General features: G+C 70.5%; 22 protein-coding genes. 5 read left to right on the top strand and 17 right to left on the bottom strand.

The features are described 5' to 3' along the window. Positions 1-36: 36 nt before the first annotated feature. Positions 37-1,296, bottom strand: a complete 1,260-nt coding sequence (gene serS, locus AB0M54_RS31270; RefSeq protein ID WP_364475281.1) for a serine--tRNA ligase — start codon at positions 1,294-1,296, stop codon at positions 37-39. Between the two features lie 45 nt (positions 1,297-1,341). Further along, the gene (locus tag AB0M54_RS31265) at positions 1,342-2,106 is read right to left on the bottom strand and encodes a hypothetical protein (RefSeq protein ID WP_364312433.1); all 765 of its coding nucleotides are present in this window, start codon (positions 2,104-2,106) and stop codon (positions 1,342-1,344) included. Between the two features lie 67 nt (positions 2,107-2,173). On the opposite strand from AB0M54_RS31265, the gene AB0M54_RS31260 reads away from it, so the two are divergent. From AB0M54_RS31260 to AB0M54_RS31245, 4 genes are all read left to right on the top strand, one after another. Beyond that, positions 2,174-2,602 carry an OsmC family protein gene (locus AB0M54_RS31260; protein WP_364312436.1) on the top strand — a complete coding sequence of 143 codons (429 nt, stop codon included), beginning with the start codon at positions 2,174-2,176 and terminating at the stop codon, positions 2,600-2,602. A gap of 71 nt (positions 2,603-2,673) precedes the next feature. Next, positions 2,674-3,021, top strand: a complete 348-nt coding sequence (locus AB0M54_RS31255; protein WP_364316939.1) for a metallopeptidase family protein — start codon at positions 2,674-2,676, stop codon at positions 3,019-3,021. 66 nt (positions 3,022-3,087) lie between these two features. Further along, positions 3,088-3,819, top strand: coding sequence for an AIM24 family protein (locus AB0M54_RS31250; protein ID WP_364312439.1), 732 nt, complete (start codon positions 3,088-3,090; stop codon positions 3,817-3,819). A 151-nt stretch (positions 3,820-3,970) separates the two neighbouring features. Beyond that, positions 3,971-6,463: a M1 family aminopeptidase gene (locus tag AB0M54_RS31245; RefSeq protein WP_364475279.1), complete on the top strand. Its 2,493-nt coding sequence runs from the start codon at positions 3,971-3,973 to the stop codon at positions 6,461-6,463. Between the two features lie 645 nt (positions 6,464-7,108). Here AB0M54_RS31245 and pheA read toward each other — a convergent pair. From pheA to AB0M54_RS31220, 5 genes are all read right to left on the bottom strand, one after another. After that, the gene (gene pheA / locus AB0M54_RS31240) at positions 7,109-8,062 is read right to left on the bottom strand and encodes a prephenate dehydratase (protein ID WP_364312447.1); all 954 of its coding nucleotides are present in this window, start codon (positions 8,060-8,062) and stop codon (positions 7,109-7,111) included. Between the two features lie 10 nt (positions 8,063-8,072). Next, the gene (locus tag AB0M54_RS31235; RefSeq protein WP_364312450.1) at positions 8,073-8,621 is read right to left on the bottom strand and encodes a hypothetical protein; all 549 of its coding nucleotides are present in this window, start codon (positions 8,619-8,621) and stop codon (positions 8,073-8,075) included. Between the two features lie 36 nt (positions 8,622-8,657). Then, positions 8,658-9,047, bottom strand: coding sequence for an ACT domain-containing protein (locus AB0M54_RS31230; RefSeq protein WP_364312452.1), 390 nt, complete (start codon positions 9,045-9,047; stop codon positions 8,658-8,660). Between the two features lie 47 nt (positions 9,048-9,094). Then, positions 9,095-9,559: a hypothetical protein gene (locus tag AB0M54_RS31225; protein WP_364312454.1), complete on the bottom strand. Its 465-nt coding sequence runs from the start codon at positions 9,557-9,559 to the stop codon at positions 9,095-9,097. A 101-nt stretch (positions 9,560-9,660) separates the two neighbouring features. Further along, on the bottom strand, positions 9,661-10,287 hold the full coding sequence (locus tag AB0M54_RS31220) for a hypothetical protein (protein WP_364316941.1): 627 nt from the start codon (positions 10,285-10,287) through the stop codon (positions 9,661-9,663). A gap of 385 nt (positions 10,288-10,672) precedes the next feature. On the opposite strand from AB0M54_RS31220, the gene AB0M54_RS31215 reads away from it, so the two are divergent. Continuing rightward, positions 10,673-11,881 (top strand): arginine deiminase, encoded by a 1,209-nt coding sequence (locus tag AB0M54_RS31215; RefSeq protein ID WP_364475277.1) that lies wholly within the window; start codon positions 10,673-10,675, stop codon positions 11,879-11,881. On the opposite strand, the gene AB0M54_RS31210 is transcribed toward AB0M54_RS31215, so the two are convergent. The 10 genes from AB0M54_RS31210 to AB0M54_RS31165 form a co-directional block, all read right to left on the bottom strand. Further along, on the bottom strand, positions 11,862-12,593 hold the full coding sequence (locus tag AB0M54_RS31210; protein WP_364475275.1) for a glycoside hydrolase family 16 protein: 732 nt from the start codon (positions 12,591-12,593) through the stop codon (positions 11,862-11,864). The two genes, AB0M54_RS31215 and AB0M54_RS31210, sit on opposite strands and share 20 nt — an antisense overlap. Continuing rightward, a complete protein-coding gene (locus AB0M54_RS31205; protein ID WP_364312462.1) occupies positions 12,590-13,465 on the bottom strand; it encodes a DUF5926 family protein in 876 nt (291 codons plus the stop codon). Before AB0M54_RS31205 ends, AB0M54_RS31210 begins: the two co-directional genes overlap by 4 nt. A 32-nt stretch (positions 13,466-13,497) precedes the next feature. Next, positions 13,498-14,679, bottom strand: a complete 1,182-nt coding sequence (locus tag AB0M54_RS31200; protein ID WP_364312465.1) for a HAMP domain-containing sensor histidine kinase — start codon at positions 14,677-14,679, stop codon at positions 13,498-13,500. A 142-nt stretch (positions 14,680-14,821) separates the two neighbouring features. Further along, positions 14,822-15,148, bottom strand: a complete 327-nt coding sequence (locus AB0M54_RS31195; protein ID WP_364475273.1) for a rhodanese-like domain-containing protein — start codon at positions 15,146-15,148, stop codon at positions 14,822-14,824. A gap of 75 nt (positions 15,149-15,223) precedes the next feature. Next, positions 15,224-16,318: an LCP family protein gene (locus AB0M54_RS31190; protein WP_364312470.1), complete on the bottom strand. Its 1,095-nt coding sequence runs from the start codon at positions 16,316-16,318 to the stop codon at positions 15,224-15,226. 79 nt (positions 16,319-16,397) lie between these two features. Then, a complete protein-coding gene (locus tag AB0M54_RS31185) occupies positions 16,398-17,630 on the bottom strand; it encodes an LCP family protein (RefSeq protein WP_364312472.1) in 1,233 nt (410 codons plus the stop codon). Between the two features lie 89 nt (positions 17,631-17,719). Next, positions 17,720-18,697 (bottom strand): NAD-dependent epimerase/dehydratase family protein, encoded by a 978-nt coding sequence (locus tag AB0M54_RS31180; RefSeq protein WP_364312475.1) that lies wholly within the window; start codon positions 18,695-18,697, stop codon positions 17,720-17,722. 68 nt (positions 18,698-18,765) lie between these two features. Then, the gene (locus AB0M54_RS31175) at positions 18,766-20,451 is read right to left on the bottom strand and encodes a cation acetate symporter (RefSeq protein ID WP_364475272.1); all 1,686 of its coding nucleotides are present in this window, start codon (positions 20,449-20,451) and stop codon (positions 18,766-18,768) included. Then, positions 20,452-20,811: a DUF485 domain-containing protein gene (locus AB0M54_RS31170; protein ID WP_364475270.1), complete on the bottom strand. Its 360-nt coding sequence runs from the start codon at positions 20,809-20,811 to the stop codon at positions 20,452-20,454. It abuts the gene before it with no gap. Between the two features lie 124 nt (positions 20,812-20,935). Next, complete coding sequence (locus AB0M54_RS31165; protein ID WP_364475268.1) at positions 20,936-21,463, bottom strand: flavin reductase family protein; 528 nt, start codon at positions 21,461-21,463, stop codon at positions 20,936-20,938. Positions 21,464-21,466 lie beyond the last annotated feature (3 nt).

The raw sequence follows: 21,466 nt of genomic DNA, 5'->3' as shown, positions 1-21,466 counted from the left end.
GCCATGACTTCTGGTAGCGGGCCGGTGGCGATCACGTTACCGAGCAGGTTCGAGGACGTCCCGTCCGCCGAGGAACGGCTGCAGCGCCTTCGGCACCCGGACCGAACCGTCCGGCTGCTGGTGGTTCTCCAGGATCGGGATGAGCCACCGGGTGGTCGCGAGCGTGCCGTTGAGCGTGGCCGCGGTCTGCGGCCGGCCGTCCTCGTCGCGGTACCGGATGTTCAGCCGCCGCGCCTGGAAGGTGGTGCAGTTCGACGTCGAGGTGACCTCGCGGTAGCGCTGCTGCGACGGCACCCAGGCCTCGCAGTCGAGCTTGCGCGACGCGCTCGACCCCAGGTCGCCGGCCGCCACGTCGATCACCCGGTACGGCACCTCGACCTTGGCCAGCATCTCCTCCTCCATCGCGAGCAGCCGCTCATGCTCGGCGGCGGCTTCCTCGGGACGACAGAACGAGAACATCTCCACCTTGTCGAACTGGTGGACGCGCAGGATGCCGCGCACGTCCTTGCCGTGCGAGCCGGCCTCCCGGCGGTAGCACGTCGACCATCCCGCGAACCGTTCCGGCTTCGACAGATCAAGAATCTCGTTCGAGTGGTACGCCGCCAGCGGCACTTCCGAGGTGCCGACCAGGAACAGGTCGTCCGCCTCGAGCCGGTACACCTCCGAGGCGTGCGCCCCGAGGAACCCGGTGCCCTCCATCGACTCGGGCCGCACCAGCGACGGCGTGATCGACGGCGTGAACCCGTGTTCCACCGCCTGCTGGATGGCGATTTGGAGCAGTCCGAGCTGGAGCAGCGCGCCGACCCCGGTCAGGAAGTAGAACCGCGAGCCGGACACCTTGGCCCCGCGCTCGGTGTCGATCGCCCGCAGGCCCTCGCCCAGCTCCAGGTGGTCCTTGGGGTTCTCGATCCGCGGCCGGTCGCCGACCTCGCGCAGCACCACGAAGTCGTCCTCGCCGCCCGCCGGGACCCCGGCCTGCACCAGGTTGGGCACGGCCAGATGGGCCCGGCGCAGGGTCTGGTCGGCCTCGGTGGCGGCGGCCTCGGCCGTCTTCACCTCGGTCGCGAGGTCCTTCGTGCGGGCGAGCAGCGCCGCCCGCTCGTCCCCGGACGACTTGGCGACCTGCTTGCCCAGCGATTTCTGTTCCGCCCGCACGGCCTCGAACCGCTGGGTGGCCGACCGCCGTTCCTCGTCGGCGCGCAGCAACGAGTCGACCACCTCGGTGGGCTCGTCGCGCAGCCGCTGGCTGGCACGGAACAGCTCGGGATCTTCGCGAAGCAGACGCAGGTCAATCACGGCTACCGAGCCTACCGGCGCGTCCGGCGGACGTTCATCCCGATATCAGGCGGGCGAGTCCCGGTCTTCGCTGCGCGAGGTGAACGGGCTGACCGAGGTGACGGTCAGGCCGATCGGGGCGTCCGGCGTCTCCTCGTCGGGCGTGGTCCGCGGCCGGCGCCACGACCAGATCTCCTCGGGTGGATCGGCCGCCTCCGCCGCCGGCGCGTCCCCCGCCGGCGGTGTGGGCGACAGGTGCCGTCCGGCCAGCCACAACGCCAGCGCCACCGCCCCCACGCCGACCAGGGCACACCAGAGGCCGCGGCCGTACGTGAGATTCACCTGCTCCTCGGGCATGCCGGCGGCGAACAGCCCGAGCGGCGACCGGGTGGCCGAGCTCAGATCGTGGGCGAGCGCCCCGAGCACCGCCGCCTCGACCCCGGCCACGGTCAGCCCGGCCAGCCGCGCCCAAGGTCGCCCGGCCGGCGGCCCGAACAGCACGAACACCACGGCGCCGGCGAGCAGGAATAGCCCGGCCAGGAAGCCGGTGCCGAGCGCGCCCAGGTCGGCCAGTCCGGCCGGCACCGGCCGGTTGCCGCCGAGCACGTTCTCGGTCTCGGTGCTTTTCAGCAGGGTCACCTGCCACTCGGAGATCAGCGAGGCGAACAGCGCGACCGCGCCCACGGCCGCGGCCAGCGGGACCGTACGCCGATCGGACCCGAGCCCGACGATGATCTCCGTCGCACTCCATCGCCGCCGCTCGCGGGCGGCCGGCTCGGGCGCGCCGAACTCGACCACTTCCTCGGTGGGTGGGTGCTGGTCGGCCGCCATGCACCACATTGTTGCCGGTGGAAGTGTCCGTCGGCCACCGATGGCGCGATGGACTAGCGTCGAGCCCATGCCTATTCGTTCTGCATCAGCCCGCTGGCAGGGGACCCTGACCGAGGGGTCCGGCACGATCAAGACCGGTAAGGGCGGCTTTCAGGGGAACTACTCGTTCAAGTCGCGCTTCGAGGAGGGCGAGGGGACGAACCCCGAGGAGCTGATCGGCGCCGCGCACGCCGGCTGCTTCTCGATGGCGTTCTCCAAGGGTCTGGCCGACGCCGGGTTCACCCCGACCTCGGTGGATACCACCGCGAAGGTGCACCTGGACAAGACCGACGGCGGCTTCGGCGTGACCCGCATCGAGCTGGAGACCGTCGGCGACGTGCCCGGCATCGACAACGACACCTTCCAGAAGCTCGCCGAGGGCGCCAAGGAGAACTGCCCGATCTCCCGCCTGCTCTCGCCCGGGGCCGCGATCAGTCTGACCGCGACCCTCAGCTGAAAAGAACACTTTCCGCCACTCCGCCGGTCCCCTGAGTGAGGGGCCGGCGGAGCACAATGGTCCTCGTGCCGGTGGACATGAACAGGGAACGTTTCGAGGAACTGGTCGGCGAGGCCCTCGACGAGGTGCCCGTCGAGCTGCTCAATCTGATGAACAACGTGGTGGTGCTGGTGGAAGACCGGCCACCCGAGGGAAACGACGACCTGCTCGGGCTCTACGAGGGATACGCGCTGACCGAGCGCGGCTGGGACTATGCCGGCGTCCTGCCCGATCGGATCACCATCTATCGCATGCCGACGCTGAAAGTGTGCGACACGGAAACGGATGTCATCGACGAGGTGGCCATCACGGTGGTACACGAAATAGCCCATCATTTCGGCATCGACGACCACCGTCTGCATGAGCTCGGCTGGGGCTGATCGGACACTGTCTGCCCTTGTCAGAGGCTCGTACCCTGTGATTCCACACTTCGGAAAGGCATTTAGATGCGCAGCGAACTTTTCTCGGCGGAAAACCTCGAGAAGGAGGGGGCCCAGCCCGGTCTCCGTCTGCAGAATTCCAAGCTGCTGAAAGCTGAGCTCAACGGCGAGTTCATGGCTCGCGTCGGCTCGATGGTGGCCTACCAGGGTCAGGTCCAGTTCGAGGCGCTCGGCTCCGGCGGTATCGGCAAGTTCCTCAAGCAGAAGCTCACCGGCGAGGGCGTCCCGCTGATGAAGGTCAGCGGCCGGGGCGACGTCTTCCTCGCCGAGAACGCGGCGGATGTCCACCTGATCGACATCGAGCCGGGCGACTCGCTGAGCATCAACGGCGCCAACGTGCTCGCGTTCGACGCGACCCTCCAGTATGACATCAAGATGGTCCAGGGCGCCGGCATGCTCAGCAACGCCGGCCTGTTCAACTGCGTCTTCTCCGGTCACGGCCGGATCGCCGTCACCACCAAGGGAACGCCGGTCGTGCTCTCCGTCGACCAGCCGACCTTTGTGGACCCGCAGGCCGCGATCTGCTGGTCGGCCAACCTGCAGACGGGCTACCACCGCGCCGAGCAGCTCGGCCTGGGCACGCTGCTGGGCCGCTCCACCGGCGAGCGCTTCACGATGAGCTTCGCCGGCCAGGGGTTCGTTGTGGTCCAGCCTTCTGAGGAACCGCCTGGTGGATTGGCCGGCGCGGCCCAGGGCCAGCAGCAGTCCGGCGGCGTCATCGGCAACCTCTTCAGCTGACGTCCGGTTGCGCGACCCCAAGATCAAGATTAAGATCTTGGGGTCGTAGCGGGGTGGTGGGTTCAGACCGCAGCTCCCGCCGAGGGTCGCTTCGCTCCACGCGCGTGCTGGGGCACGCTCCTTCAAACCCACGTGCCCGTAGCCTGGATCGGTGTCGCTCACTCTCACCGAAGCCCGGGCTCGCGCCGCCATGATCTCCGAGGTCTCCTACGATCTCGACCTCGACGTCACCTCGACGGAAGGGTTTCGCAGCCGGGTGACCGTGCGGTTCCGGACCACGGGCGGCGACACCTTTCTCGAACTGCACCAGGCCGCTTCGCTCGACGTGACGCTCGACGGCGCGTCGATACACGCGTATGACGGGCGCCGGATCGTCCTGGACGGACTGGCGCCCGGTGCGCATGAGGTCGTCGTGGACGCCCGGCTGGCCTACGTCACGGATGGCGAGGGACTTCATACCTTCGTCGATCCGGTGGACGAGGAGCGGTATGTCGGCGGGTATCTGGGACTGGACATCACGCAGCGGCTGTTCGCCTGCTTCGACCAGCTGGACCTGAAGGCGCCGATCACGCTGGCCGTGACCGCCGATCCGACGTGGACGGTGCTGTCCAACGGGCTGCCGATCTACGGCGCGGACGGGCGGTTCGAGTTCGCCACCACGCCGCCGATCCCGTGCGACCTGTTCGTGGTGGCGGCCGGTCCGTTCCATTCGGTGGCCTGGGCGCACCGCGGCGTACCCATGGGATGGCATGCCCGCCGCTCGCTGACCGCCGAGCTGGAGCGCGACGCGGCCGAGCTGAAGCGGGTCACCGAGGTCTGCTTCGACCACTACGCCGAGATCTTCACCGAGCCGTTCCCGTTCGACTCCTACGACCAGGTGTTCGTGCCCGAGCTGAACTGGGGCGCGATGGAGAACCCGGGCTGCGTCACGGTCAACGAGTTCATGCTGCCGCGGGGCCGGGTCACCGACGACGACCGCCGGCGCCGCGCCATGGTGATCGCCCACGAGATGTCCCACATGTGGTTCGCCGACCTGGTCTCGCCGGTGTGGTGGGAGGACGCGTGGCTCAACGAGTCGTTCGCCGACTTCATGGGCTTCGACGTGGCCGAGTCGGTGGCCGGGTACGCCGGCACCCGGGTGTCATTCGAGGCGGCGTTCAAGCCGGGCGCCTACCGGGCCGACCGCCGCCGGTCCACCCATCCGGTCGCGCCGGCCACCGACGACGTGCCGGACGCCGCCACCGGCGCGACGATCTTCGACGACATCTCGTACGCCAAGGGCAACGCCGTGCTCCGCCAGCTGGTCACCTGGCTCGGCCGGGACGACTTCCTGGCCGGCGTGAACGCGCATCTCACCCGGCACCGCTTCGGCAATGCCACCCTCGAGGACCTGCTGTCCGCCCTGCACGCCGCCTCACCGCGCGACGTCCGCGGCTGGGCCGAGCTGTGGCTGCGCCGGTCCGGCCACGACACCATCCGCGTCACCCGGGACGACCGCGACGTGCCCGTGGTGACCCGCGACGGCGTACGGCCGCACCGCTTCACCGTCTCGGCGTACACCCCCGATCTGAAGCCGGTGGGCGACCGCCTGATCGACCTGGCCGGCGACCCGGTCCCGTTCCCCGAGTGGGCGGGCCTGATCGTGGTGCCCAACGCGTACGGCGAGACTTTCGCCCGCATCGAGCTCGACCCGGCTTCCGCCGCCGCCGTGGCGAACGGCCTGGCCACGCTCCCCGATCCGCTGGTGCGGGCGGTGCTCTGGGCAACCGTCCTCGACCGCGCACCGGCCGCCGCGCATCTCAACCTGCTGACCCGCCAGCTCCCGCACGAGCCGTCACCAACCCTGGTGTCCGCCGCCCTCGACCGCACCCTCGACGACCTGGTCCGCCGCCGCCTCACCCCCGCCGAGGTGCCCGCCGCCCTGGAGGCGATCGCCGCCGCCTGCCTCCCCGAGGCCGCTGGCCTTTCCCCCGCGCCCGATCCTTCCCGCGGGCCCGGCCCTTCCCAGGTGTCTGATCCTTCCGGCGTGCCTGATCCTTCCCGCGCGCCCGACCCTTCCCGGTCCCCTGCGCCCGACGATCAGCGCGCCATCGCTCTGGCCCGCGGCCTGGCCCGCACCACCACCGACGCCGACCGGTTGCGTCGCTGGCTGGACGCCGACTCCACCGACCACGGCCTCCGCCTCGACCCCGACCTGCGCTGGCTGACGATCCGGCGCCTGGCCGAGCTGGGCGCCCTGGACGCCGCCGGCATCGAGGCCGAGCGCCGCCGCGACGGCACCAACATCGGCGAGCTAGGCGCCGCCGCGGCCCTGGCCGCCCGTCCCGATCCCGAGGCGAAGGCGGCGGCCTGGGCCGAGATGACGTCCGACCCCACGGTGTCGGTCCGCCGCTTCCGAGCCCTGGCCACCGGCTTCTGGTCGGTGTCACAGCGCGACCTCGTGGCGCCCTACCTCCCGGCCTACTTGGAGATCGCCCCCACCTTGGCCGCGCGCGGATCAGCCTTCGCGGCGGCGGCCGGCCGTGCCTTCCCCGCACTCCCGCTGACCGCCGACGAACTGGCCCAGGTCCGCGCGTCCCTCACCGCCGACCTGCCGCCGGTGCTGCGCCGCCTCTGGGAAGACGAACTCGACGATCGCACCTGATCGAACATCCTCGATCGCCTACCCGTCCGGCCCCACCACCCAAGCCCGGGGTGGTAGCCCAGCGCGCCGTCCGGGCCGCTTTCACCGTTCGGTCCTACCACCCGACCCCGGGGTGGTAGCCCAGCGCGCCGTCCGGGCCGCTTTCACCGTTCGGTCCTACCACCCGACCCCGGAGTGGTAGCCCAGCGCGCTATCTACGGCCCGAATACCGTCCAGAGCTACCACCGGTCATAGCGCGAGCGGCGGCAGTGGGCGCAACCAAACGCCCCGCCGGCATGGCCGCCCGCCTTGACCTACGACGGCGCGAATCTGGCGGCAGTGGGCGCAACCAGACGCTTGGTCGCCTGCTTTGGCTTGCGACGGCGCGTTTCTGGCGGCAGTGGGCGCGACGAAACGCTTGGCCGCTTTCGCTCCTGACGGCGCGCGGCTGGCCGCCGTGGGGCGTAACTAAACGCCTGGCCGCCCCGCCGCAGCCTGCGACGGCGTGCCGTCTGGCCGCAGCGGGCGCTACCAAAACCGGCGCATGGGCGACCTCGCGAGGAAAGCCCGACCCACCCGTTCCCCCGGATGCCGGCGCAACGGCCCGGACCACCGACCAGCTCGCTGAGGCGGCCGGGACCATGTGCCCGGCGTACCCCTAAAGGTTTATGACCCGGCCGTGCGGAGGCGATTGAGCCAGGCTGAGCTGTCGGCGAAGTCGGCGTCGGTGAGGCCGGCCGTCGTGGGGAGGGGCTCGGCGGCCGCGGCCGAGGACCAGCGGTGGCGCGGGTAGCTGCCGAGGAAGCGGACGTCGGCGCAGATGCGGCGCAAGCCCTGGAGGGCCTCGCCCATGCGGGGCTCGGCGATGTGGCCGGTGCAGTCGAGGAAGAAGACGTAGGTGCCGAGTTGCTCGCCGGTGGGGCGGGACTCGATGCGGCTCAGGTTGATGCCGCGGACCGCCAGCTCGGTCAGGACGGCCAGGAGCGTGCCGACGCGGTCGTGGCTGATGGTCACGGCCAGGGAGGTGACGTCGTCGCCGGTTGGTGGTGCGGGCGCGGTGGGGCGGGTGAGCAGGGCGAAGCGGGTCACGGCGTCGGCCCGGTCGGCGATCTTGTCGGCCAGGACGGTCAGGTGGTTGCGGGGTACGCCGATGGGGGCGCAGATCGCCGCGTCGTGGTCGCCGGCGGCGGCGCTGATGGCGGCGGCCGCGTTGGACAGGACGTCGATGACCGTGGCGTCGGGCATGTTGGCTCGGAGCCAGTGGCGGCACTGGGCGGACGCCTGCGGGTGGGCGGCGACCGTGCGGATGTCGGACAGCGGGATCGGCCGGGGCGCGGCGAGCTGGAACTCGACCGGGATGACGACCTCGCGGGTGATCATCAGCGGGCTGCCGGCGGCGATCTCGTCGAGGGTGACCGTGACGGCGCCGCCGACCGAGTTCTCCAGCGGGACCAGGGCCGCGTCGGCCGTGCCGGTCCGCACCGCCTCCAGCGCCTCGGGCACGCTCCGGGCCGGTGTCCGCAGCCCGTGCTCGGCCGCGCTGATCGTCCGCAGGGCCTGCTCGGTGAAGGTGCCTTCGGGGCCGAGGTAGACGAAGCGGGTGGGAGGTGTGCCGGGCATGCCTGACAGCTTACGAGCCGCCGCAGGCCCGCGCCTTGATGCCCGTGGGGGCGCCGGTCTCGCTGCCGTCGCACACGTCGGCGCCGGCCGCCACGACGGTCAGGGACGACGCCTTGCCCTTGGTGAGCAGGAGCAGCGGGTCGACGTCGTCCTCGTCCTGGCCGACGATCCCGAGGATGGCGAACTGCCAGCTGTCGTCGCAGTAGGGGCCGTACCGCACCTCGAGCGGCTTGGTCGGGATGCCCGGTTTGCCCTTCACGGCCTTCAGGACCTGTTGCTTGCTCGGGGATCCGCCACACAGTGGCGCCGGGGTGGGCGGTGGTGTGGTGGTCGGCGGCAGCGTCGTGGTGGGCGGGAAGGTGGGCTGGGTGGGGAAGGTGGGGTTCGTCGGGTACGGCGTCGTCGCGGGGAAGGACGGCACCGTCGCCGAGGAGGACGGGCCGCCGCTGTTACGCGTGGCCGGTGGGGCCGAGGGCAGCGGCTCGGGCGGCGCGCCGCAGGCATGAAGCAGCAGCGACCCGGCGGTCAGGGCCAGCAGCGCGTAAGCGGGACGCAACACGACGACCATGGTAGGGCGCGACGGCCGTCGATTGAATCATTCCGCGATGCGATGCCCGGCCCGGATGAGCGCGTTGCTGGCGTCGGCCAGCCGAACCGTGGGCACGAGCACGTAATCGGTGTCGTAGGTCGAGAAGGTGACCACGCTGACCCGGGCCTCGGCCAGCGGCCCGACCAGCGACGCCAGCACCCCGACGAGCGCGAAGTCGAGCGGGCCGACCACGCGCAGGCAGCGCCACGGGGTCTCGGCGGACGCGTCCGGCGGCGCCAGGCCGGCCGGGCAGATGATCGAGGTCTCGTCCGGCGCCCAGGTCACCGAGACGACGCTCTTGTCGTTCGGCCCGCGGTTCAGCGAGGCGGGCAGCGGGGTTCCGGCGGGCAGCCGGCACACCGCGTACTCCCCGGGCAGCAGGTCAAGATCGAGCATTACCCGAGAGTACGGGCCGGGTCAGGGCAACGCGAACCAACTTCGGATCAATACCTGACCGGCGAGAAAAACGTGAGTGAGGCGACGACCTGGTCGTTGTCGACCAGCGGCGTCGCGATCGCGTCGACGGTGAGGTGGCCGTCGGCGCCGCCGGTCTGCACCCGCATCAGGCCGCGGGCCAGCCGCTTGCTCTTGATGGCCAGCAGCGGCGGGATCTTCTCGAGCTCGGGTTCGTCGAGCTCGCCGCCGCCCGCGGTGAAGTCGATCAGCCGCAGCGCCTCGCCGAGCAGGGCCCCGCCCACCGCGTCGGCCGGGCGACCCAGGCCGAGCAGCTCGGAGCACGAGGGCGAGAGGGCCCGGATGGTCTGCGCGACATCGATGACCAGGCACGGCTCTGCCGCGGTGGTGACCGTCGTGATCCAACGGTCGACATTGGCCATGAACTCGGACTCGGCCGGCGTACGCGCCTGCGGCACGAACGCCCCCGACAACGAGAGCTCGACGTGCGCCACCCGCACCTCCCTCACTCCACCGCCGTGGCGGCGGCCGGTGGAAAACCGGCCGCGCCGCGACTCGCAGCCCTACGGCTACGAACGGTACTCGGGAAGGAACGTTACCGGCGGCTCGCGCGCTTGTCAGCGGCGGTTTGTCCGTCGGGGTACCAGCGGTAGTCGCCGGCCGGGCGGTAGGGCGCGTTGGACCACGTCGCCGGGTGTTCGGCGACCGCGCGGAGCTTGGCCGCCGTGGCCGGCGAGATCCGTGAACCGCCGGCGATGAGCAGCCGGTCGAGCTCGCGGTGGGTCGCCACCAGGCAGTCCTTGGGCAGGCCGTGCACGCTGATCACACCGGAGCCGACGAACGCCAGCACCGGGGTGACCGGAATGGTCAGCCCGACGGCGGCGGACATCGCCCGGCCGGCGCGCTTGGCGTCACGGCGGGCCTCGGCCACGTAGGCCGGGCGCTTTCCGTTGATCTGCACCACGTCACCGGCGATCAGCACGCGGGCCCGGCCGTGATCGGCGACGGTCACCGCGTAGATGCCGCCCGGCCCGATGGCCAGGAAGCCCGCGCGGTCGTCGGCGGGGTCGGGCTCGTGGTAGCTCTGCGCGTAGTCGGTGCGCGGCCAGTCCACGATGTGCCACGTCGGACCGAGGCGATCGAGGCGGGTCAGCGCTCGCGCGCCGGCTGCTTCGATCCGGCGGGCTTCCTTGACCGCCCGACGGCGACGAGCCCACTCCACGGGGCTGGTGCGCTGCGGTTCGAGGCTGTTGGGGGGCGCCGACGTGGGTCTCTCGACCCGGGCGAGCGCCTTGGAAGGGGTGGTGACGGGCAACGCGGGACGTGCGGGGAAGACAGTCACTGGGACCTCCGGCAAAAGGTCTTTGGCTCTCTTCTAACTACCGTATGTGTCTGACCCCGTACGGAAGAAGACGTAGAGCCGTGAGGAAAGCGGAGTGAAGGGGGATGAATGCCACATTCACGCGCGGCCTCTTTGTGCGTATGGTGCATGCGCCCCTTGATCCCCCCAAGGCCGTCGGACGGGCCTCCACCAAGTTAGCCAAACCTTATCGTCGATGCACTACGCGCAGGTGATCTCTGCGCTAAGTCACAGTAGGGTTCGGGGCGTGGCGCCTTTTGTCGACAGTGAGGTCGGGCGGCTCGCGACGGTCATGCTGCACCGACCGGGTCCTGAGCTGGCCAGACTGACCCCGCGAAACAACGATTCCCTGCTCTTCGACGGCATCCCGTGGGTCGGCCGCGCGCAGGAGGAACACGACGCGTTCGCCGCGGCGCTGACCGGGCGCGGCGTCGAGGTGCTCTATCTCGGTCGGCTGCTGATCGAGACGCTGGCCGTGGCCCAGGCCCGCGACGAGCTGATCACCAGCGTGCTGCGCGACCGCCGGCTGGGCGACTCGCTGCGCGCCCGGGTGGCCGGGTACCTGGCCGATCAGGACGACGTGCGGCTGGCCGGCGTACTCATGTCGGGTCTGGCCCATGAGGAGATGAAACCCGGACCGGGTGGTCTGGTCTACCGGATGATGGACGCGCACGACTTCGTCATCGACCCGCTGCCCAACCTGCTCTTCACCCGCGACTCGTCGGTCTGGGTCCGCGACCAGGTCGCGGTGACCAGCCTGGCCATGCCCGCGCGGAACCGGGAGACCACGCTCACCCAGGCCATCTACCGCTACCACCCGCGCTTCGCCGGGACCCCGCTGCTGTTCTCGCCCGAGCTGGAACACGTCGAGGGCGGCGACGTCCTGCTGATGGCGCCGGGCGTGCTGGCCGTCGGGGTGGGTGAACGGACCACTCCGGCCGGCGCCGAACGGCTGGCCCGGCGGGTGTTCGCGGCCGGGCTGGCGCACACCATCCTGGCCGTGCCGATTGCCCAGGAGCGCGCCACCATGCACCTGGACACCGTCTGCACGATGGTCGACGTGGACGCGGTGGTGATGTACCCGAACATCGCCAGCAGCCTGCAGGCGTGGACCGTGACGGTGAGCCCCGACGGCGAGCCCGACGTGACCGCGCCGCGGCCGTTCCTGACCGCGGCGGCCGAGGCGATGGGCATCGACGCGCTGCGGATCATCGACACCGGCCTCGACCCGGTCACCGCCGAACGGGAGCAGTGGGACGACGGGAACAACACGCTGGCGATCGCGCCGCGGCTCTGTGTGGCGTACGAGCGGAACGTGGAGACCAACGCTCAGCTCGAACGGGCCGGCATCGAGGTGATCGCGATCAGCGGTTCCGAGCTGGGCTCCGGGCGGGGCGGCCCGCGGTGCATGAGCTGCCCGATCGAGCGCGCTCCGCTCAGAGGGAATGCCCGATGACGTGGCTGACGATCAGCGCCGGCGTGTGGTCGGCCGGCCCGGGCTTGTCGGGAAAATCGAAAACCCCGAGTTCCAGCTGTACGGGGTAGTCCGGCGCTTGATCGACCCGGCGGACCTCGTCGCCATCCACGCTGAAGACCAGTGATCCGGGCCGCCAGTCGACCGCGTAGGTGTGGAACTCGGCGATGTCGATGCCCAGCTCCAGGGCCGACCACTCCTCGGTGAGGGCCGGGTCCCGGAACTTGTGCAGCCCGATGCCGATCGCGGTGGCGTCGCCGAACGCTTCCATCACGCAGATCTCGCCCGACCGGTGCGGCTCGTCCTCGATGCCGGACATCCAGAACGCCACCATCGACCGCGGCGACACCTCGCCGCGCATCCGGATCTCGACGTGCCCGCAATGCGGGGTGTAGCCCCAGAACGTCGCCTGCTCCTCGGTTACCAACTGGTTGGTAACAAAGGGCTGGCCGCCGACCGTGCTGCCGACCGGGCCGGAGAAGTTCGCGGACTGGATGCAGGAGACGCGCAGCGGCGTCTCGTGGACGCCCTCGGCCCAGAGCCCCTGGGACGGCGGGATGCTCAGCCGCAGCTCGCCGTCGCGGACCTGGTAGGTCGCGGCCGAAGCCGCCCGGGAACTCCAGTGGGGCAGGTAGCAGGGTAGCCAGACCGACCGGTCCAGCTCCTCGCCCGCGAACTGCTCGTTCAGGTTCACCGCAGCGTCAGCTGACGCCCGATCAGGCCCTGCTTGGCGCGGCGGGACGCGCTGTCGAGCGGACCGGTGTCGCCGAGCGTGTCGGCGTACCGCTTGGCGAAGTCGGCCAGCGGCGCCTCCCAGTCGGCCGCCTCGGGGTCGCGGGGCAGGTCCCAGACCGGCACCAGCACGCCGTGGGCCCGGAACATGCCGGCGAACTTGGTGCCCTCGCCGAGCAGCAGGTCACCGCTCGCGGAGAGCCGGGCCAGCGCGTCCAGCGCCGCGTCCTCGGGGTCGGCCAGCACCCAGCGGACGTGCGACTTCTCCGGCACCCGGCACCAGTACGCGGCATGCGCCGAGGTCATCCGCACGGTCGGGTAGATCGAGGCGTTGGCCCGCTCCAGCGACGCCTTCACGTTCGCGTCCTCGGCCTGGTCGGAGTCCAGCCAGTACTCGAAGCCGTCGTGCATGGTGACCTCGAGCGGGCCGTCGATCAGGATGTCCTGCAGCCGCGGGCCGGGGCCGGGCAGCGCCGGCACGGGCACGGTGTCGCCCGGTTCGGTTCGCAGCGCGCTGAGGATCGCTACGGCCAGGTCGCGGGAGACGTCACCGGACTGGACGTGGCGCTGGAGGCCGATGAACACCCGGCCGTCCTGGCGGGTCATCGCCGGCCAGGCCATCGGGAGCACCGTGGAGAGGGTGACCGGGCGGTCGCCGTACTCCTCGATGATCTCGGGTTTGAGCGTGAGCGGCGCGGATGCGGCCGGGACCAGCTCACGCAGCGCGATCCACTCGGCCTCGTCGGCGAGACCCTCGAACGGCCGCGCGACGAAGATGTCGCGAACCTTCTCGCGCTTCGGGCTGGTCTGCGGTGACTTCCGACGCTTGCTCATGGCAAGCCAGGGTAACGACCCGGTGGCCGGCCTCAGCCCCGGGGCAGTCGCACCTCGGCCACCGTGCCCCCGCCCCGGCGCGGGCGCAGCGAGACCCAGCCGTGCTGGCGCTCGACGATGCGGCGGACCAGGTAGAGGCCCAGGCCGGCGCCCGGGTGACGATGGCCCTGCTCGCGCACGTCGGCCTGCCAGTAGCGCTCGAAGGCCTGCTCGACGTGTTCGGGGCGGATGCCGGTGCCGCGGTCGGCCACCCGGAAGGTCACCGTCTCTTCGTCGGCCGAGGCGGCCAGCTCGATCGTGGAGCCGGGCGGGGCGTGCTTCTCGGCGTTGGTGGTCAGCTCGGTGAGGATGGTGGCCAGCGAGTCGCGGTCGCCGAACGCCTTGGGCAGCTCGGTCGGCAGCTCGCCGAGCACCACCCGGTCACGGAGCGAGCCGGGCAGCTCGTCGACCGCCGCCCGCAACGCCTCGACCAGGTCGAACGGGCCGGCCGGGTTGTCGCCCCCGGCGCCGTCCTCGCTGGTGGCGGAGAGCAGCCGGTCGACCAGGCGGGCGAGTTCGCCGGCCCGGGCCCCGATGATGCGTACGGCTTCCTGGCGTTCGCCCTCGGCCATCGAGCCCCAGTGGTTGGTCAGCGTGTCGGCATAACCCTTGATCACGGTCACCGGGGTGCGGAGCTCGTGGCTGGTCACCGCGACCCACAGGTCGCGGTCTTCCTGGCGCCCGTCGCCGTGCACCGGCAGCCCGGCGCGCAGGCTGTAGAGCCGGCCCACGTACGACGCCAGCAGCTCGAGCACCGCGTGGTGTTCCGGGGCGGGCTCGTGGTCGGCGCCGAAGTAGACGTGGAGCGACCCGATCACCGCGCCGGACGCCTCGCACCGGGCGCCGAGCATGTGGTGCAGGTCGCCGCCCTCGACCTGGCGGGCGAACTCGTCGTTCACGTCGGCCAGCGGGATCAGCAGGGTCCGGTCGCCGGTCTCGCGTTCCTCGCGTTGCACCCGGCGGCCCAGGGCATGAGCGCAGACGCCGGTGGCGGCGATCACCCGGCCGTGGTCGGCGGCGTATTCGGCGAAGCCGGCGCCCCGCCCGCCGAGCGCCTCCTCGGCCAGCCGCACGATCTGATGCAGCACGGGGAGGCCCGCCTCACCGGCACTGATCCGGTCGAGGACCGCGATCTGACCCCGGGTCAGCGCGGCGTAGTCGGGTCGTTCCGGCATGTCTGCGAGTCTGCCTCGCTTCCGTCTTTTTGGGCAGGGCGCTTCGGGCGGATCCCGGCGGGATTGCCCCGTCAGTGTCGGACGTCACACGTTCGTCGTTGTGAGATCACCCCAGGGCGGGACGATCCACGCCGAAAGTCCGTCAGATGACCCGGGACGGCTGTCCGTCCTCGCTTACCACCGGCTTACCGGTCGCGGCCCACATCTGCATGCCGCCGTCCAGGTTCCGGACGTTGTCGCGGCCGTTCTGGGCCAGGTAGGCCACCACGCGGGCGGAGCGGCCGCCGGACCGGCAGACCACCACGACGTCGCCGTCCGGCGGGATCTCGTCGAGCCGGGCCGGCACGTCCATCATCGGCAGGTGGTGGGCGCCGGGCGCGTGGCCGGCGGTCCACTCGTCGTCCTCACGGACGTCGAGCAGGTAGGCGTCGTCAGGAACCTCGGCGGGAGAAACCTCGGGGATGTGCACGGGACAAGAGTATGCCTGGTTTCGGATTCGCTTCCGAGGCGCCGGAACCAGGTGGCGAATCGGGAACAGGCAACCTCACTTCTCGATCGCCACGACACCCGGGTGGTTGATGACGAACTGGCTGACCCGGTCCTGGCGTACCGCGGTGAACATCTGCTTGCTCAGCGGCGTGATCGTCTCCCGGCCGTTGGCGTTGCCGGCGAAGGTGCCGTTGTTGGTCCGCAGCAGCACCAGGTCCTCGGCGCCGATGCGACGCAGCGTGAAGACGAAGTCGGCCACCGGCACCCCCCCGGTGTCCAGCACGAACGCCTTGCCGGCCGCCTTGATCAGCCGGTTCACCTTCCTCGGGTTGGTCAGCACGCCGGCGCTCGCGGCCTTGGTCACGATCGCCTTGATCAGCTGCTGCTGGTGCCGCTGGCGGTCGTAGTCGCCGTTCTTCAGCCCGTACCGCTGCCGCGCGTAGTCGAGCGCCTGCCAGCCGGCCATCGTCCGGCACCCGACCGGGTAGATCACCGGCCGGGTGGCCCGGCCGGTCCGCCGGGCGTCGGCCCGGTACATCGGCTCCTTGCCCACCAGCACCATGTGCTTGCTGGTCACCCGCTGGTCGACGCACATGCGTACGCCGCCGAGCGCCTCGACCACGCCCTTGAAGCCGTGGAAGTCGATGATCGCGGCGCCGTCGAAGCTGATCCCGGTGGCCGCCTTCAGGGTCTGGGCCATCAGCTGGGCGCCGCCGGCATAGCCGCCGCCGTTCTGCGCGCCGTGGAAGAACGCCTCGGTCGCCTTGGCCTTGCCGCCCGGCCACCGGCTCTTGGCGAACGGCGGCACCGTCACCTCGGTGTCCCGTGGGATCGACAGCAGGTAGGCCTGGTCGTGGCGGGCCGGGATGTGCAGCACGATGATCGTGTCGGCGTGCAGGTCGTCGGGCGCCCACCGGGCCCGCGCGTCCACGCCCATCAGCAGCAGGTCGATCGGGCCCTTGAGGTCGTGCCCGCCCTCGGCGACCGTCTTCTTGGTCGTGCCGAGCAGGTTGGTCTGGGTCACCGCGGTCGTCGCGGTGCTGATCAGCGCCCGCCCGGCGGCCAGCCCCGCGCCGCTGGCCAGCACCAGCACCATGCCGACGGCCAGCGCCAGCCGGGCCCAGAGCGGCGAGCGGCGGCGAACGGTCATGGCACTCCTTCAGGACACGACGAAGCGGGCCGGTGAGTGAGTGCTCACCGGCCCGCCGCGCTGCTGTGTCGCTAGGAGATCAGCCGCCCGCCGAGTCCGATGACTTCTTGGGCTGGTTGGCCGTCATCCACTCAGTCATCTTGTCGGCAACAACGGCCTGGTACAAAGCCGCCTGCTGCTCTTTGTCCTGGACCACGACCGATTGTCCGGCGATGGTCTGGCTGCCCTTGTTCGGGCTGGTGATGAAGGTGAGGTTCTCGCCACGCACGTTGCGGAACTGCACGGCCATGTCGGTGAGCGAGAAGTTGTCGTCCACCGTGACCGCCGCCGTGACCGACTTGAGGAAGTCGTTCAGCTTGGTCGGGTTGGCCAGCGTGCCGCTGCTCGCCGCCTTGTCCATCAGCGCCCGGAGGAACTCCTGCTGGTGGCGCATCCGGTCGAAGTCGCCGCGGGGGAACTGCTTGCGCTGCCGGATCCAATCCAGGGCCTGGGCGCCGTTCATGTGCATGGTGCCCTTCTTGAACTTGCGGAACGGCTTGTGGATCGAGGTGATCGCGTAGTCCACCGGCAGGTCGACGCCGCCGAGCGCGTCGGTGACCTCCTTGAAGCCGCCGAAGTCGATCGCCATCACGTTGTCGATGTGCACGTCGGTCAGGCACTCGACGGTACGGACGGCGCGGGGCAGGCCACCGAAGGCGAACGCCGCGTTGATCTTGTTCCGGGTGCCCGACTCGCACTTCGCGTTGTTCGCCGACGGGATCTGCACGTACAGGTCACGCGGGACCGAGATCAGCTGGGCGGATTTGTGGTCCTCGGGGATGTGCATGACGATCAGCGTGTCCGCCCGCCAGGAACTGGCCTTGCCGTCGTCGGTGTCCGGGTCACGCGAGTCGCTGCCCACGAGCAGGATGTTCAGCGCGCCCTCGACCTCCTTGGCCGGGCGGCCGTCGGTGATGTCCTCGAAGGCGTTGGTCCGCTTCAGGTCCTTGTCCAGGCCGGAGGCGTAGCCGTAGAGCGAGATGCCGGCGATCAGGCCGCCGATCACCACGACGGCGCCGACGACCAGGGCGATGCGGCCCCAGCGCGGCTTGCGGCGTCCCTTGTAGGGCGCGCCGGCCGGGCGTAGGGGCGGCGGACCGCCGGGGGCGCCGCCGGACGCGGTGCGCGGCGGCCAGTCATCGTTGTGCGCCTGCCCACGGCGGTAATCGCTGGGCACTCCGGCGCGACCGGCGGGCCGGTTGGCCTCACCCGGGCCGGGCACCGAGGCCCGACCGGAGGAGGACCGGCCGTACTTAGATGTGGGGGCAGACATGTACCCAGGTTACGTACCCGACTCCACGCAACGCTCGCATCGACACCGTGACGGCACGAAGGAAGGAGACATTACTCTCCGTGCTTCGTTCATCGCTGAGATGAATTGCTCAGGGTGCGGAAATACTCGATCGTCCGGCTCAGGCCGTCCTCCGGGCCGATCTGCGGCTCGTAGCCGAGCTTCTTGCGGGCCAGGGTGAGATCGGGGCGGCGCTTCTCCGGGTCGTCCGGCGCCCGCTCGACCAGCTCGATCGACGACTCGCTGCCGGCCAGCCGGACGATCAGCCGCGCGAGGTCGAGCATGGTGATCTCGTGCTCGGTGCCGCAGTTGATCGGGCCGGTCTCGGGCGAGTCGAGCAGCAGCAGGATGCCGCGGACGAGATCGTCGACGTACGTGATGGAACGGGTCTGTGAACCGGTCCCCTGGACGGTCAGCGGGGTGCCTCGGAGGGCCTGGTCGATGAAGGTGGGGATGGCCCGGCCGTCGTCCGGCCGCATGCGCGGGCCGTACGTGTTGAAGATGCGCACGATGGCCGTGTCGAGGCCGTGGAACCGGTGGTAGGCCATGGTGGCCGCCTCGGAGAACCGCTTCGATTCGTCGTAGACGCTGCGGATGCCGTTCGGGTTGACGTTGCCCCAGTACGACTCCGGCTGCGGGTGGACCAGCGGGTCGCCGTACGCCTCCGAGGTCGACGCCATCAGGAAGCGCGCCGCGTCCTCGACGGCCCGGTCGAGCAGGGCCATCGTGCCGATCGAGCCGACCTTGAGGATCTCCATCGGCAGCTTCGCGAAGTCGGTCGGGCTGGCCGGCGAGGCCATGTGCAGGATGGCGTCGAAGCGGCCGGGCAGCGCCGGCAAGCCCTCGGTCAGGTCGGCCTCGATCAGCGTGAACCGCGGCTCGTCGGCCAGGTGGGCGACGTTGTCGCGGGAGCCGGTGATGAAGTTGTCGATCGCCACGACCTCGCAACCGCGGGCGATAAGCGCATCAACCGTGTGTGACGGGACAAACCCGGCGCCTCCGCTGACCAGGATCCGATGTCCATCGCCGTACCGTTGCGTGACAACCATGGTGGTAACTCTACGAGAGAGGGACCGGGTGGCGGCCCGGTCCCTCTCCCTTCGGTGACGAGCTGGGGTCAGTGCGCCCCGTGACCGGTCAGTGACCGGACCTCGAGCTCGGCGTACTTCTTGACGTCGGTCTCCTTCGACACGATCGTGCCGATGAAGCCGCACAGGAAGCCGATCGGGATCGAGATGATGCCCGGGTTGGACAGCGGGAAGAAGTGCCAGTCGCTGTCCGGGAACATCGCCGTCGGCGAACCGGACACCACCGGCGAGAAGAACACCAGGAACACCGAGGCGATCAGGCCGCCGTAGATGGACCAGAGCGCGCCCGAGGTGTTGAACCGCTTCCAGAACAGGCTGTAGAGGATGGCCGGCAGGTTCGCCGACGCGGCCACCGCGAACGCCAGCGCCACCAGGAACGCCACGTTCAGGCTCTGCGCGAAGATCGACAGGGCGATCGCGATGGCGCCGATGATCAGGGCCGCGATCCGGGCGACCCGGACCTCGTCCCGCTCCGAGGCGGCGCCGCGCTTGATCACGCTGGCGTAGAAGTCGTGCGCCACCGAGGACGACGACGCCAGGGTGAGCCCGGCCACCACCGCGAGGATGGTCGCGAAGGCCACCGCGGCGATCACCGCCAGCAGCACCGAGCCGCCGGTGTCACCGCCGAAGAAGTCGACACCGAGCTTCTGCGCCAGCTGGGGCGCGGCGGTGTTGCCGGCCTTGTCCTGCGCGGTGATCGCCTTGCCGCCGACCAGCGCCGCCGCGCCGAAGCCCAGCGCCAGCGTGAACAGGTAGAACACGCCGATGATGCCGATCGCCCAGAGCACGCTCTTACGCGCGATCCGGCTGGTCGGGACGGTGTAGAAGCGGGTCAGGATGTGGGGCAGACCGGCCGTGCCGAGCACCAGCGCGATGCCCAGCGAGAGCAGGTCCATCTTGCTGTAGAACGTCTTGGCCGCGTCGCCCGCGGTTTCGACGCCGTACCGCAGCCCCGGATTGAGGAACGCGTCGCCCTTGCCGGACTGCGCGGCGGCGTCACCGAGCAGCGCGGACAGGTTGAACTTGTAGTGCGCCAGCACCAGGATCACCATCAGCAGCGCGCCGGTCATCAGCAGGAACGCCTTGACGATCTGGACGTACGTGGTGCCCTTCATGCCGCCGACCGTCACGTAGACGATCATCAGCGCCCCGACCAGGATGATCGTGGCGATCTTGGCGGTGTTCGCGTCCATGCCCAGGAACGTGGTGCCCGGCCCGATGCCGAGCAGCAGGCTGACCAGCGCGCCCGCGCCGACCATCTGGGCGATCAGGTAGAAGATCGAGACCACCACGGTGGAGACGCTGGCCGCGGTACGCACCGGGCGCTGCCGCATCCGGAAGGCCAGCACGTCGGCCATCGTGTACCGGCCCGAGTTGCGCAGGAACTCGGCGACCAGCAGCAGCGCCACCAGCCACGCGACCAGGAACCCGATGGAGTAGAGGAAGCCGTCGTAGCCGTTCAGCGCGATGATGCCGGCGATGCCCAGGAAGGACGCCGCGGACATGTAGTCGCCGCCGATCGCCATGCCGTTCTGGAAGCCGGTGAACGTCCGGCCGCCGGCGTAGAAGTCGGTGGCGGTCTTGGTCTGCCGGCTGGCCCAGATCGTGATGCCCAGCGTGATGGCGACGAAGATCAGGAACAGCGTGATGGTCAGCGTGCGCGAGGTCGAGGTCGACGCCTCGGCCGCGAGGTAGGACAGGCCGTGCGTTTCCATCTACTTCGACCCCCCTTCGTCGGTGAGCCGGGCGGCGATCTGGTCGGCGATCGGGTCCACCTTGCGGGCCGCGAATCGCGAGTAGAACCAGGCGATCAGGAACGTCGTGACGAACTGCAGGAGTCCGAAGAGGAGCGCGACGTTGATGTTGCCGATCAGCTTCACGCTCATGAAGCCACGTGCATATGCCGAGAGCAGGACGTACAGGGCGTACCAGAGGAAGAACGCGACGGTCATCGGGAAGATGAAGCCGCGCAGTGTCTTCCTCAGGCCCGCGAACTCCTCGGAGTTCTGCACGGCGAGATATCGCTCGGCGGAAGCCGCATCGGATGCGGCCGAGTCGGGCGCGTCTGTGGTCACCGGTTTCACCACCTTCATGGGGCAGGCAAGTCGGCCCGCTGGCGTGGCGGGCTTCCGGGGCACCGTACGAAGGGGTGAGGCGTGTCACTCCCCGGGCGGTCGGCGGGTGCGCCGAGCGGCCCGGTCAGTGCGCCAAGCGGTGGTAGCGGCCACGGTGGTGGAGCAGCGGCGGCGCGGGTTCGCCGAGGTGGACGGTCGCGATGGTGGCCTCGATGAGCAGGGCCCAGCCGTACGGGCGGTGGGCGTCGAGCGTGCAGCCGGCCCAGGTGGCCGCGCCCGCCGGGACCGGGCCGAACTCCGTCTCGGTCCACGCACCGGTCGCGAACAGGCCGCCCGGCGCGGGCATCAGGCCGGCGAACCGGTCGGCCAGCTGCTGGTCGGCGTCGGTCAGCGCGGTCACGGCGAAACGTCCTTCCTCCGCGACGGCGTCCCAGAAGTCGCTCTCCTCGTCGATCAGCCCGAGCACCCGGCCGGGGTCGCCGTCGGCCACCAGCATCGAGCTGACCGTCAGGCCGGCCGGGCCCGGGGTCGTCCACAGGCTCACGGCCGCGCCGAACCGGCCCCGGAGCCGGCGGATCGGCGACTTCTCCGAGGCGACCGGCGCGAAGGGGTCGCCGGTGTGGATCTCGGCGCCCGGCTGGAAGGGGTTCACGGC

It is taken from the genome of Actinoplanes sp. NPDC051470, from assembly GCF_040682035.1.
Taxonomy (GTDB): Bacteria; Actinomycetota; Actinomycetes; order Mycobacteriales; family Micromonosporaceae; genus Actinoplanes.
This window is presented reverse-complemented; position numbering and strand designations above follow the sequence as displayed.